15 protein-coding genes are annotated in these 16,358 nt (G+C 64.7%); 10 read left to right on the top strand and 5 right to left on the bottom strand.

Annotated features, from left to right (window positions below; genetic code table 11):
• The first annotated feature begins 19 nt into the window (after positions 1 to 19).
• Genes QRN22_RS22915 through QRN22_RS22900 form a run of 4 tightly spaced genes read left to right on the top strand, consistent with a single transcriptional unit; the run spans position 20 to position 4,918 of the window.
• The gene (locus tag QRN22_RS22915) at positions 20 to 1,975 is read left to right on the top strand and encodes a TonB-dependent receptor domain-containing protein (RefSeq protein WP_042553272.1); all 1,956 of its coding nucleotides are present in this window, start codon (positions 20 to 22) and stop codon (positions 1,973 to 1,975) included.
• Entirely contained in the window at positions 1,975 to 3,105 is a 1,131-nt protein-coding gene (locus QRN22_RS22910) for an ABC transporter substrate-binding protein (RefSeq protein ID WP_042553271.1), read from the top strand. The genes QRN22_RS22915 and QRN22_RS22910 overlap by 1 nt, the downstream gene beginning before the upstream one ends.
• Entirely contained in the window at positions 3,102 to 4,151 is a 1,050-nt protein-coding gene (locus QRN22_RS22905) for a FecCD family ABC transporter permease (RefSeq protein ID WP_231570138.1), read from the top strand. Before QRN22_RS22910 ends, QRN22_RS22905 begins: the two co-directional genes overlap by 4 nt.
• Entirely contained in the window at positions 4,148 to 4,918 is a 771-nt protein-coding gene (locus QRN22_RS22900; RefSeq protein ID WP_042553269.1) for an ABC transporter ATP-binding protein, read from the top strand. The genes QRN22_RS22905 and QRN22_RS22900 overlap by 4 nt, the downstream gene beginning before the upstream one ends.
• A 23-nt stretch (positions 4,919 to 4,941) precedes the next feature.
• On the opposite strand, the gene QRN22_RS22895 is transcribed toward QRN22_RS22900, so the two are convergent.
• Positions 4,942 to 5,301 carry a cupin domain-containing protein gene (locus QRN22_RS22895; RefSeq protein WP_042553268.1) on the bottom strand — a complete coding sequence of 120 codons (360 nt, stop codon included), beginning with the start codon at positions 5,299 to 5,301 and terminating at the stop codon, positions 4,942 to 4,944.
• A 272-nt stretch (positions 5,302 to 5,573) separates the two neighbouring features.
• Here QRN22_RS22895 and QRN22_RS22890 point away from each other — a divergent pair, with 272 nt between their 5' ends.
• Both QRN22_RS22890 and QRN22_RS22885 read left to right on the top strand, forming a co-directional pair.
• A complete protein-coding gene (locus tag QRN22_RS22890) occupies positions 5,574 to 7,067 on the top strand; it encodes an aldehyde dehydrogenase (protein WP_042553267.1) in 1,494 nt (497 codons plus the stop codon).
• Positions 7,068 to 7,161: 94 nt separating this feature from the next.
• Positions 7,162 to 8,313 carry an MFS transporter gene (locus tag QRN22_RS22885; protein ID WP_042553266.1) on the top strand — a complete coding sequence of 384 codons (1,152 nt, stop codon included), beginning with the start codon at positions 7,162 to 7,164 and terminating at the stop codon, positions 8,311 to 8,313.
• A gap of 129 nt (positions 8,314 to 8,442) precedes the next feature.
• Here QRN22_RS22885 and QRN22_RS22880 read toward each other — a convergent pair whose 3' ends face one another.
• Positions 8,443 to 10,008 carry a phospholipase D family protein gene (locus QRN22_RS22880; protein WP_042553265.1) on the bottom strand — a complete coding sequence of 522 codons (1,566 nt, stop codon included), beginning with the start codon at positions 10,006 to 10,008 and terminating at the stop codon, positions 8,443 to 8,445.
• 48 nt (positions 10,009 to 10,056) lie between these two features.
• Positions 10,057 to 11,490: an aminotransferase-like domain-containing protein gene (locus tag QRN22_RS22875; RefSeq protein WP_042553264.1), complete on the bottom strand. Its 1,434-nt coding sequence runs from the start codon at positions 11,488 to 11,490 to the stop codon at positions 10,057 to 10,059.
• 178 nt (positions 11,491 to 11,668) lie between these two features.
• Here QRN22_RS22875 and QRN22_RS22870 point away from each other — a divergent pair, with 178 nt between their 5' ends.
• Positions 11,669 to 11,911, top strand: coding sequence for a DUF1127 domain-containing protein (locus QRN22_RS22870; protein ID WP_042553263.1), 243 nt, complete (start codon positions 11,669 to 11,671; stop codon positions 11,909 to 11,911).
• A 67-nt stretch (positions 11,912 to 11,978) separates the two neighbouring features.
• Here QRN22_RS22870 and QRN22_RS22865 read toward each other — a convergent pair whose 3' ends face one another.
• Positions 11,979 to 13,292 carry an NAD(P)/FAD-dependent oxidoreductase gene (locus QRN22_RS22865; protein WP_042553262.1) on the bottom strand — a complete coding sequence of 438 codons (1,314 nt, stop codon included), beginning with the start codon at positions 13,290 to 13,292 and terminating at the stop codon, positions 11,979 to 11,981.
• 163 nt (positions 13,293 to 13,455) lie between these two features.
• Between QRN22_RS22865 and QRN22_RS22860 the strand changes: the two genes are divergently transcribed.
• On the top strand, positions 13,456 to 13,809 hold the full coding sequence (locus tag QRN22_RS22860) for a YkgJ family cysteine cluster protein (RefSeq protein WP_042553261.1): 354 nt from the start codon (positions 13,456 to 13,458) through the stop codon (positions 13,807 to 13,809).
• A 228-nt stretch (positions 13,810 to 14,037) separates the two neighbouring features.
• Here the strand turns inward: QRN22_RS22860 and dadR are convergent, their stop codons facing one another.
• A complete protein-coding gene (gene dadR / locus QRN22_RS22855) occupies positions 14,038 to 14,526 on the bottom strand; it encodes a transcriptional regulator DadR (protein WP_013789818.1) in 489 nt (162 codons plus the stop codon).
• Positions 14,527 to 14,681: 155 nt separating this feature from the next.
• Between dadR and dadA the strand changes: the two genes are divergently transcribed.
• The gene (dadA, locus tag QRN22_RS22850; protein WP_042553260.1) at positions 14,682 to 15,980 is read left to right on the top strand and encodes a D-amino acid dehydrogenase; all 1,299 of its coding nucleotides are present in this window, start codon (positions 14,682 to 14,684) and stop codon (positions 15,978 to 15,980) included.
• Positions 15,955 to 16,305, top strand: a complete 351-nt coding sequence (locus tag QRN22_RS22845) for a RidA family protein (protein WP_042553259.1) — start codon at positions 15,955 to 15,957, stop codon at positions 16,303 to 16,305. The genes dadA and QRN22_RS22845 overlap by 26 nt, the downstream gene beginning before the upstream one ends.
• Positions 16,306 to 16,358: the final 53 nt, after the last annotated feature.

Genomic DNA, 16,358 nt, shown 5'->3' with positions numbered 1-16,358 from the left:
TCTTGGGGAGGGATCAGTCATGCACCGTTGTCCGTATCGTCTGTCACTGCTGGGCGCCATGGTCGCTGGCAGCTTCATGGGCCAGGTTCAGGCGCAGAGCGCTGCTTCCTCGCTCGAGCTGGCGCCCAGTTCGGTGACGGCGGTGGCCAGCGAGCGCGCTGAAACCGTCGAGGCCGAGCAGATCCAGCGTCTGCAGGCCAACGATCTGCAGGACGTGTTCGAGAGCAACCCGCAAGTCACCGTCGGCGGCGGTGCAGGGATCGCCCAGAAACTCTACCTGCGCGGCTTCGAAGACACCCAGTTGAACATCACCATCGACGGTGCCAGCCAGGCTGGGCAGACCTTCCACCACACTGGGCGTATCGGCATCGAGCCCGAGCTGCTCAAGCGCGTCGAGGTACAGGCCGGAACCGGCGACGCCACCGCGGGCCCGGGAGCCCTGGGCGGTGCCATCCGGTTCGTGACCAAGGACCCGGACGATCTGCTGCGCGAGGGCGAGTCCTTCGGTGCATTGGTCAAGGGCGGTTACTTCAGCAATGCCGAGGGCTACAAGAGCAGCACCAGCCTGTATGGCCGCTTCAACGAGAGCTGGTCGGCGCTGGCTGTGGCCAGCTATCAGGATCAGAACGATTACGAGGACGGCAACAACGACGACGTACTGGGCACCGGGGCGCGGCAAAAGCTCGGCTTCACCAAGCTGGTGGGCAAGCTCAGCGAATCCCAGACCCTGCGCCTGAGCTACGAGCAGCGCACCGACGACGGCGAGCGCAGCCAGCGCCCGCAGTGGATTCCCAGCGGCTTCAACCGCCTGTATCCGATGCGCAGCGAGCGGGAAACCTGGACGCTCAATTACGCTTTCAAACCGCTGGACAACGACCTTGTCGATGTCGAGCTGACCGCCTTCCACAATGAGGTGGAGCTGCAGCAGGACGGGCGTTTCGGCCTGTACTTCGGTGGCACGCGCAGCAGCGGTTTCGACCTGCGCAACACCAGCCACCTGGGGCGTCATACGCTCACCTACGGCGTCGATTATCGCGACGACCGCGGCACCCTCGGCCCAGAAGGCAATCGTGAAGAGACCAGCGAAGACGGCAGCATCCTCGGCCTCTACGTGCAGGACAGCCTGCAACTGACCGAGCGCCTGCAGATCGGCGCCGGCCTGCGCTACGACCGTTACAAACTCGATGATCGTGACGACCAGCGCTTCCGTGAAGACGGCGTCAGCCCCAACCTCAGCGCCCGCTATGCGCTGACGCCCGAGCTGACCCTGCTCGCGGGGCATACCCGTGCCCTGCGCGGGCCGCAAGTGCGTGATGCCTTCAAGATGGACTCCTCGCGCAACGACCCTAACACCAAGGCCGAGCGTGCTCGCACCAGCGAGGTCGGTTTCGAGTACCGGCTGGCCAGCTGGGAGCTGTCCGGCAAGCTCTACGAGACGCGCATCGAGGACGCCGTCGCCGACCCCATCGGCGCGCCCAACGTTTACGGCAACATCGGTGACCTGAAGAGCGAAGGCGTGCTGCTGCAGACCGCCTACCACTGGCAGCGCGTGAGTGCCGGCCTGAGCTATCACCACAACAACGCCCGGCTCGATGGGCGCCGCCTGAACGTCTACGAACACAACGGTCAGGGCACCAGCCTCGGCGATACCTGGACGACCTTCGCCGACTACCGTGCCACCGATGACCTGACGGTTGGCTGGCAGGGCCGTTTCGTGGAAAGCGTCGACTCGGTGCATACCGGGCAGGGCACGGTGAGCAAGCCCGGTTACGGCGTGCATGACCTGTACGCCGAATGGCTGCCGCTGGCGGCCGACCGCCTGACCTTGACCCTGACCCTGAAGAACCTGTTCGACAAGCAGTATCTGGATCACGCCAGCAACGAGGACTTCACCCACATTCCCGGCTTCGAGGGGGTGCGGGGTTCCTACGAACCAGGCCGCGAACTGCGCCTTGGCGTGGCGCTGCGTATCTGATGGCGTGGTCGACGCGTACGCCCGGTGTGATGCCGGGCGTTTTGCTCATCCTGCTGGCACTGCAGTCCAGCCTGGCTCACGCCGGGCAACTGCTCACCGATATTGCCGGACGTCAGGTCGAAGTTCCCGCGCAGGTGCAGCGCATTGTTCTCGGCGAAGGACGCCTGTTGCCGGTGCTGGGGATTCTCGAGGGCCAGCAGGTGCTCGACCGCCTGGTGGGCATGCCGGCGGATCTGGCGCTGATCGACCCCGGCACCGAGCGGCAGTACCGCGACGCCTTTCCGGCGTTGCAGCAGGTGCCACGCATCGGCCAGGGCTCGGCCGATACCTTCAGCCTGGAGCAGGTGCTGAGCCTGGCGCCGGACCTGGCGATCTTCAGCCTGTCCGGTCACGGTCCCGGCAGCCATCAGCAGCGTCTGACCGAGCAGCTGCAGCGCGCTGGTATCGCCGTGCTGTTCGTCGATTTCCGCGAGCAGCCGCTGATCAATACGCCACGCAGCATTCGCCTGCTCGGCCAGGCCCTGGGGCGCGAGGCGCGTGCCGAGGCATTCGTCGCTGCCCACGCCAGGGCACTTGCCGCTGTCAGCGATGCGTTGCCCGGCCCGCCCGGCCCTCAGGTATTTCTGCATAGCCGGGCCGGGCTGGGCGACGGCTGCTGCGAGAGCATGGCGCGCGGCATGCTCGCCGGTCTGCTGGAGGCGGCCGGTGGTCGTAGCCTGGCAACGGACTACCTGCCGGGACATGCCGGCGTGTTGAGCCTGGAACTGTTGCTCAGCCAGCCGGTGGATCATTACGTGGCCAGTGCCGTGGGCTCGGCGAACAGCCTGGCCGAGGGTGCGCCTTACATTGCCCTGGGGCCTGGCGTGCAAGCCGAGCCGGCCCGCCAGTCGTTGCAGCGCTTGGTCAGCACGGGCGGTATCCGCCACCTGGCGGCGATCCGCAATGGGCAGACCCATGCCATCTGGCACGGTTTCTACAACAGCCCGTTCAATGTGGTGGCGGTGCAGGTATTCGCCCGCTGGCTGTACCCCGACGTTTTCGCCGATCTCGACCCCCAGGCCACGCTCGCGCAGTTGTACGGCGAGTTTCAGCCGGTGCCGCTGCAGGGCACCTACTGGATCAGCCTGTGAGCGCGAGCGAACTGCGCCGAGGTTATCGGCGATTGGCCTGGCGCCGGGTGATCTGCCTGGGGATTCTGACCCTGCTGCTCGGCGCGTCCTTCGTCAGCGACCTGGCCACCGGCCCGGCGGGCCTCGGCTGGTGGCAGGTGCTGCAGGGACTGCTGCAGCCGCAAAGCCTGGCGCCTGCGCAGTGGGTGATCATTCACGAAGTGCGCGTACCGTACGCGTTGATGGCGCTGGTGGTCGGCGCCAGCCTCGGGCTGGCCGGTGCGGAAATGCAGACCGCCTTGAACAACTCCCTGGCCAGCCCCTTCACCTTGGGTGTTGGCGCCGCCGCGACACTGGGCGCATCGCTGGTCATCGTGTTCAGCCCGTCGCTTGGCAGCCTGGGCCAGCAGGTGCTGCTGCCGCTGGCGGCGTTTGTCTGCGCCTTGCTCGCCTGCCTGCTGTTGCTGCTGATGGCGCGCTTGCTCGGCCCGGCGCTGCACACCCTGGTGCTGTTCGGAATCGCCCTGCTGTTCGGGCTCAATGCACTGGTCGGCATGTTGCAGTTTCTGGCCAGCGCCGACGCCTTGCAGCAGATCGTCTTCTGGACCCTGGGCAGCCTGGCCCGTGCCGACCTGCAGCGGGTCGCACTGGTCGCTGGGGTACTGTCGCTGTGCCTGTTCTGGGCCATGAGTCAGGCCTGGGCGATGACCACCTTGCGGGCAGGGGAGGAGCAGGCACGCAGCCTGGGTATTCGTGTCGAGCGCCTGCGCGCACTGGCGCTGCTGCGGGTCAGCCTGCTGACCGGCGTGGCGACGGCCTTCGTCGGTGAGGTGGGCTTCGTCGGCCTGGTCGGCCCCCATGTGGCGCGCCTGCTGCTGGGCGAGGATCACCGCTTCTTCCTGCCCGGCAGCGCCCTGGCTGGCGCCTTGCTGCTGTCGCTGGCATCGCTGGCCAGCCGCGCCTTGCTGCCCGGCGTCATCTTGCCGGTCGGCCTGGTGACCGCAGTGGTCGGCGTGCCGCTGTTCGTGGCGTTGATCCTGGCCCGTGGGCGGAGTGTGAGTGGATGAGCCTGCTGATTCGCGATCTGCGCCTGGCCCACGGCAAGTGGCTGGTGCTGGAGAACCTGAGCCTTGAGCCTATCGAGCCCGGCGCTATGGTGGCCGTGCTGGGGCCCAACGGGGTGGGCAAGTCGACGCTGATCCGCGCGTTGGCGGGCATGCACACGGCGACGGGGGAGGCGCTACTGGGCGATCAGCCGCTGCTCGGCATTGCGCCCTGGCGACAGCGCGCGCGGGTCGGCTACCTGCCGCAACACCTGCCACAGGCGACTTCCCTGCTGGCGTATGAGCTGCTGCAGGGCGCTTGCCGGGCACGCGGCGGCGCAGCAGGGGATGCCGACGTTCGCATCGCCGCCGTGCTGTCACGGCTGGGTATCGAGGGGCTGGCGTTGCGCCGGCTCAGTGAGTTGTCCGGTGGGCAGCGCCAACTGGTCGGCCTGGCCCAGGTGCTGGTCAGCGAGCCACGCCTGCTATTGCTCGACGAGCCGACCAGCGCCTTGGATCTGCGCTGGCAGCTACGGGTGTTGCAGGTGGTGCGCGAGCTCACCCAGGAGCGAGGCTGTATCGCCCTGGTCGCCTGTCACGATCTCAACCTGGCGCTGCGCCATTGCGATCGCCTGCTCTTGCTGGCGCCCGGCGGCCACTATCGGCTGGGCACGGCGGATCAGGTGCTGGATGCCGACTGGCTACGGCTGGCCTATGGCGTCGAGGCGCGCATCGAGCGCTGCTCCGCCGGTTGGCCTCTGGTGCTGGCGGATCGAGCGGTGACCCTTTAAATCGCCGCTCTTCCCGATGATGTTCAGGCCTGCTCGAAGATCACGTAGACCTTGCGGCACGGCTCGAGCACTTCCCAGGTGCCGACGAAGCCGGCCGGGATCACGAAGCGGTCGCCGACACGCACGGTCTTGGCGTTGCCTTCGCCGTCGCGCAGCACGGAAACCCCCTGAAGGATTTCGCAGTATTCGTGCTCGGTGTAGCTCACCGTCCACTGGCCGATGTCGCCCTCCCAGACGCCGGCATTGAACTGGCCGCAGGGGCTGGCGTAGTGGTTGCGTACCTGCTGCAGCGGGTCGCCCTTGAGGATTTTTTCAGGGGCTGGACGGTACTCTTCGGCGCTGCTGCCGCCTTGGGCGAAATCGACAATCTGCTGGATATTCATATTCGCTTCCGTGGTCAATCCGAGAACGTGCAGCGATCATCCCATGCCCATCGACGGCTTGGGACGGCAGGGCGTAACAGGCTGTTGAAAGCACCTGCGTTTTTCAACGGACCCTAACGATTCGCTCGAGTCTATGTTTAATAAATTGAACGCAGCAAGGGCATTTCCCGACAAAGTGTCAAGAATATTGAAAATCCTGCGGACGCTGGTTTAGTGTGGTTCGCAGTTTCCGAGGCGCCAGGCGCCTTCACCTACTAGAAGAGGATGATCAGATGAGCCGTTTGACTCGTGCCGACTGGGAACAGCGTGCCAAGGATCTGAAGATCGAGACCCGTGCCTTCGTGCAGGGTGAATACCAGGCCGCCCAGAGCGGCGAAACCTTCGATTGCATCAGCCCGGTCGATGGTCGGGTGCTGGGCCAGGTCGCCAGTTGCGACCTGGCCGACGCGGAGCTGGCGGTCAAGTCGGCGCGCGCAGCCTTCGACTCCGGCGCCTGGTCGCGCCTCGCGCCGGCCAAGCGCAAGGCCAAGATGATCCGTTTCTCGGAGCTGCTGCTGGCCAACGCCGAGGAACTGGCGCTGCTGGAAACCCTCGACATGGGCAAGCCGATCAGCGATTCGCTGAGCATCGACATTCCGGCGGCTGCCAATGCCATCCGCTGGAGCGCCGAGGCCATCGACAAGGTCTACGACGAAGTCGCGCCGACGCCTCACGATCAGCTCGGCTTGGTCACCCGCGAGCCGGTTGGGGTGGTGGCGGCCATCGTGCCGTGGAATTTCCCGCTGACGATGGCTTCCTGGAAGCTCGGCCCGGCGCTGGCTACCGGTAACTCGGTGATCCTCAAACCGTCCGAGAAATCGCCGCTGACCGCCATTCGCGTCGCCGCCCTGGCCGTGGAGGCCGGTATTCCGGCTGGCGTTTTCAACGTCCTGCCGGGTCATGGCCATACCGTGGGCAAGGCCCTGGCCCTGCACATGGACGTCGATACCATCGTGTTCACCGGCTCCACCAAGATCGCCAAGCAACTGATGATCTATGCCGGCGAATCGAACATGAAGCGCGTATGGCTGGAGGCGGGTGGCAAGAGCCCGAACATCGTCTTTGCCGATGCGCCGGATCTGCAGGCCGCGGCCGAGTCCGCGGCCAGCGCCATCGCCTTCAACCAGGGCGAAGTGTGCACCGCGGGCTCGCGCCTGCTGGTGGAAAACTCCATCAAGGAGCGTTTCCTGCCCATGGTGGTCGAGGCCCTGAAAGGCTGGAAGGCTGGCAACCCGCTGGATCCGGAAACCAACGTCGGTGCTCTGGTCGATACCCAGCAGATGAACACCGTGCTCGGCTACATCGACGCCGGTCACAAGGACGGCGCCACGCTGCTGCTCGGTGGCAAGCGCACCCTGCAGGAGAGCGGCGGCACCTATGTCGAGCCGACCATCTTCGACGGCGTGACCAATGCGATGACCATCGCCCGCGAGGAGATCTTCGGGCCGGTACTCTCGGTGATCGGTTTCGACAGCGCCGAGCAGGCCGTGCAGATCGCCAACGACACCGTTTACGGCCTGGCCGCAGCCGTGTGGACGGCGGATATCTCCAAGGCCCACCTGACCGCTCGTGCGCTGCGTGCTGGCAGCGTGTGGGTCAACCAGTACGATGGCGGCGACATGACCGCACCGTTCGGTGGCTTCAAGCAGTCGGGCAACGGCCGTGACAAGTCGCTGCACGCCTTCGACAAGTACACCGAACTGAAAGCCACCTGGATCAAACTCTGATCCTGCACGGATAAGCTCGCCAGCGGGCGGGCTCATCAACCCGGCGGCCGGGCTCCATGGAGCCCGGCCGCTGTGCTTTGTCTCTGGAGTCGCAATGCGTTGGGGAACCTACTTCGCCGTTTGCGCGGCGGTGATCAGTATCGGCCTGGCGATGGGCACCACCATGCCGCTGGTGTCCTTGCGTCTGGAGAGCTGGGGTTATGGCTCGTTCGCCATCGGCATCATGGCGGCGACACCGGCCATCGGCGTGCTGCTCGGCGCTTCGCTGGCCGGGCGGCTGGCCTCGCGCTGCCCCACGCCGCGGCTGATGCAACTGTGCCTACTGGTCGGTGCGCTGTCGGTCGCCGGGCTGGCGTTGATGCAGAGCTACGCCGTGTGGCTGCTGTTGCGCCTGCTGCTGGGCGTGACCCTGACCGTGGTGTTCATCCTCGGTGAAAGCTGGATCAACCAGCTGGCCGTCGAGAAGTGGCGTGGCCGTCTGGTCGCGCTGTATGGCACCGGTTATGCGCTGAGCCAGCTCTGCGGGCCGTTGTTGCTGAGCGTGCTCGGCACCGATACGGATCTGGGCTTCTGGTTCGGTATCAGCTTGCTGATCAGCGGGGCGCTGTTGTTGATCGGCCGCACCGGCGCGCCCGTAGTCGATGCTCACAGCGCTTCGGGTCGAGGCTTGCTGGTGTTCTGCCAGCGCATGCCGGCGATCGCCTGGGCAGTGATGCTGTTCGCCGCCTTCGAGGCGATGATGCTCACCCTGCTGCCGATCTATGGGCTGCGTCAGGGCTTCACCCAGGAAGTCGCGCTGTTCATGGCCAGCGTGGTGGTGGTCGGTGATGCGGCGCTGCAACTGCCCATCGGCCTGCTCGCCGATCGTATCTCGCGGGTCACGCTGTTCCGCGGCTGCGGCGTGGTGCTGCTGTTCTCCAGCCTGGGAATTCCGCTGCTCCTGCATACGCCGCTGATCTGGCCGGTGCTGGTGCTGTTCGGCGCCAGTGCTGGCGGCCTGTTCACCCTGTCGCTGATCCTGATCGGCGAGCGCTTCCGGGATGATCAACTGGTGCGCGCCAACTCCCACGTGGCTCAGCTGTGGGGCATCGGCTGCCTGATCGGCCCGCTGGCGACCGGGGCGGTCAGCCAGTGGGTCAGTGGGCATGCCTTGCCAATCCTCATGGCGCTCGGTGCGGCAGGCTTCGTGTGGTTGGCTTGGCGGCCTGATGCATTCGACGAGCGCGTCACGCTAGCAGGCCGTTGAAAAACTACCTGCGTTGGCAATACTGCGTTAAAAACGGCCTCAAAATGCTCATTTACAACGCGTAAACTGCGCTTTTTCGGCCGTTTTTGCCTTGTCTTACCTGCCTCGCCTACGTTTTTCAACGGCCTGCTATAGCATCTTCTCCAGCCCGATGGCCCGCGAGAACCAGGCGTTGAAATGCTGCCAGCGGTTGCCGGGCTCTTCGTGCAGCTCGAACGCCTTGCCGTCGTCCTCACCGACCCAGACCATGCGCGTGCCGTTGCCGTCAGGCTGCAGGCGCACTTCATAGCTGACCGAGGGTTTCATGCCCTGCAGGGCCAGTTCGCGCAGGTAGGCAGCCAGCTTGGGGCTGTCCACCAGCACGCCCACTTCGGTGTTCCAGAGCACCGAGCGCGGGTCGACGTTGAAGGAGCCGACGAAGGATTTCTGCCGGTCGATCACCAGCGCCTTGCTGTGCAGGCTGGAATCGGAGCCGCCGCTGAAACTGTAGGCCGGTGGCGAGTCGGCACCCGGTTGGCGGCGCAACTCGAACAGGCGAATGCCGTGTTCGAGCATTTCCTGTCGGTAGGGTGCGTAGCCACCGTGTACGGCAGGTACGTCGGTGGCCTCCAGGGCATTGGTCAACAAGCGGATATCCACGTCCCGGTCGGCCAGGCCGGTGAGGAATTCGAGGCCCGCCTGGGCCGGCACGAAGTAGGCGGAAACCATCACCAGATCACTCTTGGTGGCCTGCAGATGGGGCCCCAGTTGGGTGGTCAGCAGCAGGTGCGGGTCCGGTTCGCCACTGGCCAGCACCTTGCTCGGCGCATCCCACAGGGCGGTGCCGGGGGCCCAGATCAGCTCTCCCAGCCATTTCTGCAACTGTGGCTCCTGTTGGTAGGCGAGCAGGCGCTTGTAGAGCGTCGGTTGCTCCACGCGGGCGGTGTCCAGGTAATCGCGCAGCCCCTTGCGTGCCTTGCCCAGGTCCTTTTGCGAAGGTCGCTGCCAGACGAACTGCTCGATGGGTTTGCTCAGGGAGCTGTTCCAGTACTGGTCGAAACTCTGCGACAGATCCCGTGCCACCGGGCCGACGGCCAGCATGTCGATGTCGGTGAAGTTCATGTTCGGCTCGGCGTCGAAGTATTCGTCGCCCAGGTTGCGGCCACCGACGATGGCCGCGGCACTGTCGGCCAGCCACAGCTTGTTGTGCATGCGCCGGTGCTGCTGCGACAGGTTCAGGCCACGGCCGAGCATACGCGTGACGCCGGTCATGCGGCCGAGGTGCAGCGGGTTGAACACGCGGATCTGGATGTTCGGGTGAGCCGCCAGCAGGGCGATCTGATAATCCTTGCCGTCGCTGGTGGTGTCGTCGAGCAGAAAACGAATCCGTACGCCGCGATCCGCCGCTTGCAGCAATTCCTTGACCAGCGCCCGGGTGCTCAAGCCGTCATGCACGATGTAGTACTGCAGATCGAGGCTGTGCTGCGCCGCGCGGATCAGTTCGGCACGGGCCGCGAAGGCTTCATTGCTCGCCGGCAGCAGGCGAAACCCCGAGTGGCCCTGATGCTCGGCGGCACGTGCTTCAAGCGCCGCACCGAACGAGGAATCGGCCGTGGGAATCGCCTGGCTGGGCACGATGGGCACCTGATTGGCGCAGCCAGCGAGGCTCAGCAGAAGAATAAAGAGCAAGCGCAAGGGCACAGTCGCAGCCTCCATCGGCTGTCTGGGGAAGTGCTGATAGGACGCCGCTGCGCTTGAAAAGATTCAGTCTCTAGACTGCGGGGATTCTTCCAGCATGGCCGCCACGGTTTCGCCGACCTTGCGCACGGCCGCCTCGATGCTCGCGGTATGCCGTGAGGCGAAGTTCATGCGCAGGCAGTTGCGGTATTTGCCCGCTGCGGAAAAGATACTGCCCGGCGCGATCTGCACCTTGTGCACCGCCAGTTCGCGGTTCAGGCGCTGGCTGTCGAAGCCCTCCGGCATTTCCACCCAGATCATGAAGCCGCCCTGGGGCCGGCTGACCCGTACCGAAGGGGGAAAGTAACGGCTCACCCAGTCGCTCATCTGATCCAGGCCACGGGCGTACTGCGCGCGCATGCGGCGCAGATGGGGCTCGTAATGGCCGTCCTCGATGTACTCGGCCAGGGCCAGTTGCGGTAACTGGGCGGTGGCGCCGGTGCCCATGTACTTCATGTGCAGTACCTGATCGAGATAACGCCCCGGTGCTATCCAGCCAACCCGGAAGCCCGGTGCCAGGGTCTTGGAGAACGAACTGCAGAGCAGTACCCGGCCGTCGTCGTCATAGGATTTGATGGTGCGCGGGCGCGGGTAGTGGAAGGCCAGCTCGCCATATACATCGTCTTCGATGATCGCCACGTCGTGGCGCTGGGCGAGGGCCAGCAGGGCGCGCTTGTTGGCCTCCGGCATGATGTAGCCCAGCGGGTTGTTGCAGGTCGGGGTGAGCTGTATGGCCTTGATCGGCCATTGCTCCAGGGCCAGCTCCAGGGCTTCCAGGCTGATGCCGGTGAGCGGGTCGGTCGGCAGCTCCAGAGCTTTCATGCCGAAGCCTTTGAGCGCCTGCATCACGCCATGGAAACTGGGCGAGTCGACGGCGACGATATCGCCCGGTTCGCAGATCGCGCGGATCGCTGCCGATAGTGCCTCGTGGCAGCCGGTGGTGATGACGATGTCTTCATGGCTCAGCTGGCAGCCCGAATCCAGCGTCAGGCGGGCGATCTGCTCGCGCAGGCGCTGGTCACCGTGAATGCTGCCGTAGGTCAGGGTCTGCAGATCCTGCTTGCGACTCAGGCGCGACAGTGAGCGCAGTAGCGGCTTGAGGGTCGGGCTGTCGATGTCCGGTCGGCCGCGACCAAGCTGGATGAAATCGTTGCGCGGTGCAAAGGCGATCTGCTCCAGCACCTGATCCCACTGCGACACCTCGACTGGTCGCTGGGGGGGCCGACTGATCTTCGGCAGCGCTGGTTTGGCACGGCCCTGAGGGACGAAATAGCCGGATTTCGGCTTCGGCAGCGCGAGGCCGCGATCTTCCAGATGCCGATAAGCCTGCTGCACGGTACTCAGGCTGACCCCGTGTTCCTGGCTGAGGGCGCGCACCGACGGCAGGCGATCCCCCGGGCGATACAGGCCCTGTTCGATGCGCTCGCCAATCAGCTCGGCCAGGTTGGTATAGAGGGTCATGGTCGGCGCCTGTATGCAGGAATTGAATGAAAAACCGATACAGATAGCTGCGTAACCAACCATTCAGTTGGGTTTCGCCGATATCTGTATGGATTTAATTCCGTTTTTTTGGATCTGTCATGTCTTTTCATCGCTTGCCATCATGATCTCCCATGACCACCCGGTGCAGGAGAGCGAGATGAACGGATTAAGCGATGTGCGATTGACCCTCAAGAGCAGCGAACTCAATGGTGCGGTGCGCCAGCGTGTGGCGGAGCTGATGCCGGCGCGCGAGGCACTGGCCCATCGCTGGAAGCTGTTCATCCGCCGCCTGATGACTCGCCGCGCGTTGCTCGAGCTGAGCGATGCGCAGCTTCACGACATCGGCCTGACCCGGGATCAAGCCCGCAGAGAAGCCTCGCTGCCGTTCTGGAAACTCTAGAGGCGGGCATGCAGCGCAGCGGTACCCGGAGTGTTCCGTCCTGAGTATCGCTGCGCTGCGGGCTGCGTCAGGCCAGCTCTTTCAGCCGGTGCCAGAGCATACCCAGTGCCAGAAGCGGTGAACGCAGGTAGCGGCCGCCGGGGAAGGTCATGTGCGGCACCTTGGCGAACAGCTCGAAGCCGCCACCAGCCTGCCCGGTGATGGCCTCGGCGAGCAGCTTGCCGGCCAGGTGCGTGGCGTTCACGCCGTGGCCTGCGTAGGCCTGGGCATAAAAGACGTTGGGCTGATCCTTCAGTTGACCAATCTGCGGCAGGCGATTCGCGCCAATGCCGATCATCCCGCCCCATTGGTAGTCGATACGCACATCGTCCAGCTGCGGAAAGACGGCCAGCATCTTGGGCCGCATGTAGGCGGCAATATCCGCAGGGTCGCTGCCGGAATAGTGGCAGGCGCCGCCGAACAGCAAGCGACGGTCGGCGGACAGGCGGTAATAATCGACCGCCACCCGTTGGTCACAGAGCGCCATGTTCTGCGGGATCAGCGCGCTGGCCTGCTCCTCGCTCAACGGCTCGGTGGCGATGATGTAACTGCCGGCCGGCAGCACCTTGCCGCCCAGGGTCGGGTTCAGGTCGCGGATGTAGGCGTTGCAGCCCAGCACCAGGTGCCCGGCACGCACCACGCCCTGAGCCGTGTGCACGCGGATTTCACTGCCGTAGTCGATGCGTGTGGCCGCTGAATGCTCGTACAGGCGTACACCCAGGCTGTGTGCCGCAGCGGCTTCGCCCAAGGCCAGGTTGAGTGGGTGCAGGTGCCCCGCGCCCATGTCGATAAGGCCGCCGACATAGCGGTTGGAACCGACCACTTCGTGTATCTGTTCCGGTTGCAGCAGGCGCAGTTCGTGGCGATAGCCGAGGCTCCGCAGCTCGGCGGCGTCCTCGGCGAAACCGGCGAGGTCGCGGGGCTTGTTGGCCAGGTCGCAATAACCCCAGGTCAGGTCACAGGCGATGCCGAACTGTTCGACCCGGCGGCGCACGATCTCCACCGCTTCGAGGCCCATCAGTTTCAGCTCGCGTACGCCGCTGGCGCCGATCACCGACTCGAACTGCTCGACGCCGTGGCCGACGCCGCGAATCAGTTGCCCGCCGTTTCGTCCGCTGGCGCCCCAACCGATCCTATGGGCCTCCAGCAACACCACCGACAGGCCCTTCTGGGCAAGCTCGATGGCCGTGTTCAGGCCGGAGAAGCCCCCGCCAACGATGCACACGTCGGCACGCTGCTCACCTTGCAGCGGCGGATAATCGACCTGCAGGTTGGCGCTCGCGGCGTAGTAGGACGGGGCATGCGCGGCGCTATGAACCGGCGGGTGGGCACGGGCGGTCATGTGCGAAATCCTGAGTTTTGTGTTTGTAAAAATTGACGAAGCATAAGCGCTGACTTTGCCCTGCGCCAACCCGCGATGGCGCGCAGAGGATGCTGCCGTCGCATCCTTTGCGGCGGGCGGGCTCGCCTGTACCATGCGCGCCATCCATTTCCGAGCCGTGACCATGAGCTGCACCAGCCGCAAGATAGACCTGCTGCGCCGACAGATCCCGCGCTTCGATTGCGTGCCCGGCTGTCACGACTGCTGCGGCCCGGTGACCGCTTCGTCGGAAGAAATGTCGCGCCTGCCGCGCAAGACCGCCGCCGAGCAGGACGCCGCGCTGGCCGAGTACAACTGCGTTCACCTCGGCCCTCAGGGTTGTCAGGTCTACGACCAGCGCCCGCTGATCTGCCGCCTGTTCGGCACCACTCCCAACCTGCCATGTCCGCATGGACGTGCGCCCGAGCAGCCAATCGAGGCAGGCGTCGAGCGCCAGGTGCATCAGCTCATCGCCAGCACGCGGCAGGTGTTGGTCTAGGCATTTGGCGGGGGCTGATGGTATCCACGCTCCCGTGTGAGAACGTTAACCGGGGCGTTGCGTCGGGCAGCAAGTAGGGTGGATAACGCGAAGCTTATCCACCAATCACGGCACAAGGCTGGGCCGGCGTTGAACCAACCGGTGGAAAACGCTTCGCGGTTTTCCACCCTACGGTCAGTTGCCGTTCGCCTAGCAACTTACCGCTCGAAACGCGCAGCTTGCCGCTGCTTACTCCGGCACCGGCAGTGCCAGGCTCTCCTTCACCTCTTCCATCACGATATAGCTCTTCGACTCGCGCACATGGGGCAGCTTGAGGAGGATGTCGCCGAGCAGTTTGCGGTAGCTGGCCATTTCGTTGATGCGCGCCTTCACCAGGTAGTCGAAATCGCCGGATACCAGGTGGCATTCCAGTACGTGGGGCAGCTTGAGCACGGCGCGGCGGAAATCCTCGAAGGTGTCGCCGGATTTGTAGTCCAGGCTGATCTCCACGAAGACCAGCAGGCTGGCCTTGAGGTTCTGCGGATTGAGGCGGGCGTGGTAGCCCATGATGATGCCTTCGCGCTCCAGGCGACGTACCCGCTCCGTGCAGGGCGTGGTGGACAGGCCGACCCGTTCGCCCAGCTCGGTGAAGGAGATGCGGCCGTCCTCCTGGAGGATGCGCAGGATGTTGCGATCGATCTTGTCCAGCTCGCGGCGGCTCTGATGTTGCGTACGCATGGTCGGCGCCCCTCCATGAAAGGCTGTTAAACCCAGAATTCCCTTCAAATATAGGTGTGTATACAGTGAAAAGCACTGCTATTCACTTTCTATACTGTACGCATCGACTTCTCGGAACGTAATACGCCAGTGCATCGTCGCGGCGGGGAGAACATATGCGGGTTCTGGTGCTTGGTAGTGGTGTGATCGGTACGGCCAGTGCGTATTACCTGGCCCGTCAGGGTTTCGAGGTGGTGGTCGTGGATCGCCAGAACGGCCCGGCCATGGAAACCAGCTTCGCCAACGCTGGCCAGGTCTCGCCAGGCTATGCCTCGCCCTGGGCGGCGCCAGGTGTGCCGCTCAAAGCCATCAAGTGGCTGCTGCAGAAGCATGCGCCACTGGCGATCAAGATGACCGGCGATATCGACCAGTACCTGTGGATGGCGCAGATGCTGCGCAACTGCACGGCCAGCCGCTATGCGGTGAACAAGGAACGCATGGTGCGCCTGTCCGAGTACAGCCGCGACTGCCTCGACGAGCTGCGTGCGGAAACCGGTCTGGCCTATGAAGGGCGCCAACTGGGCACCACGCAGATCTTCCGCACCCAGGCCCAGCTGGACAACGCTGCCAAGGACATCGCCGTGCTGCAGCAGTCCGGCGTGCCCTACGAGTTGCTCGACCGGGCAGGTATCGCCAAGGTCGAGCCGGCGCTGGCGGGCGTCACCGACAAGCTCGCCGGTGCCCTGCGCCTGCCCAACGACCAGACTGGCGATTGCCAGATGTTCACCCGCAAGCTGGCCGACATGGCCGCTGCGCTGGGTGTGCAGTTCCGGTTCGGGCAGAACATCCAGCGCCTGGATTTCGCCGGTGATCGCATCAACGGCGTGTGGATCGACGGCCAGCTGGAAACCGCCGACCGCTACGTGCTGGCGTTGGGCAGCTACAGCCCGCAATTGCTCAAGCCGCTGGGCGTGCGCGCGCCGGTGTATCCGCTCAAGGGCTATTCGCTGACCGTGCCGATCACCAACCCGGCCATGGCGCCGACTTCGACCATCCTCGACGAGACCTACAAGGTGGCGATCACCCGTTTCGACCAGCGCATCCGCGTGGGCGGCATGGCCGAAATCGCCGGCTTCGATCTCAGCCTCGATCCGCGCCGCCGGGAAACCCTGGAGATGATCGTCGGTGACCTGTATCCCCAGGGCGGTGATCTGAGCCAGGCCGATTTCTGGACGGGCCTGCGCCCGGCAACCCCCGATGGTACGCCGATCGTTGGCGCAACACCCTATCGAAACCTGTTTCTGAACACCGGACACGGTACCCTAGGCTGGACCATGGCCTGTGGCTCTGGGCGCTTGCTCGCCGATATCATCGCCAGAAAGCGTCCGCAGATCAGCAGCGAAGGCCTGGATATTTCCCGTTATGGCACAACCAAGGAGTCGAACACCCATGTCCATACAGCGCCTGCGAACTGAGCCGCGTCTGAGCGAAATCGTCATTCACAATGGCACCGTCTATCTGGCCGGCCAGTTGGATGAAGACCACAGCGAAGGGATCGAGGCCCAGACCAAGGCGACCCTGGACAGCATCGATGCGTTCCTCGCCGAAGCCGGCACCGACAAGACGCGTATCCTGTCGATCACCATCTTCCTGAAGAACATCGATGATCGCGAAGGCCTGAACAAGGTCTGGGACGCCTGGGTACCGGCTGGCCAGTCTCCGGCCCGCGCCTGCGTCGAAGCCAAACTGTATTCGCCGGACGTGCTCGTGGAGATGACCGTGATTGCTGCTTTACCCTAAAGGCCGGCTCACGATCCAAACGAGATGTTCCGACTGCAATAAGGCGCTAGCAG

Origin of the sequence: Pseudomonas sp. MEJ086 (assembly GCF_030209025.1) — a bacterium.
Taxonomy (GTDB): Bacteria; Pseudomonadota; Gammaproteobacteria; order Pseudomonadales; family Pseudomonadaceae; genus Aquipseudomonas; species Aquipseudomonas fulva_A.
This window is presented reverse-complemented; position numbering and strand designations above follow the sequence as displayed.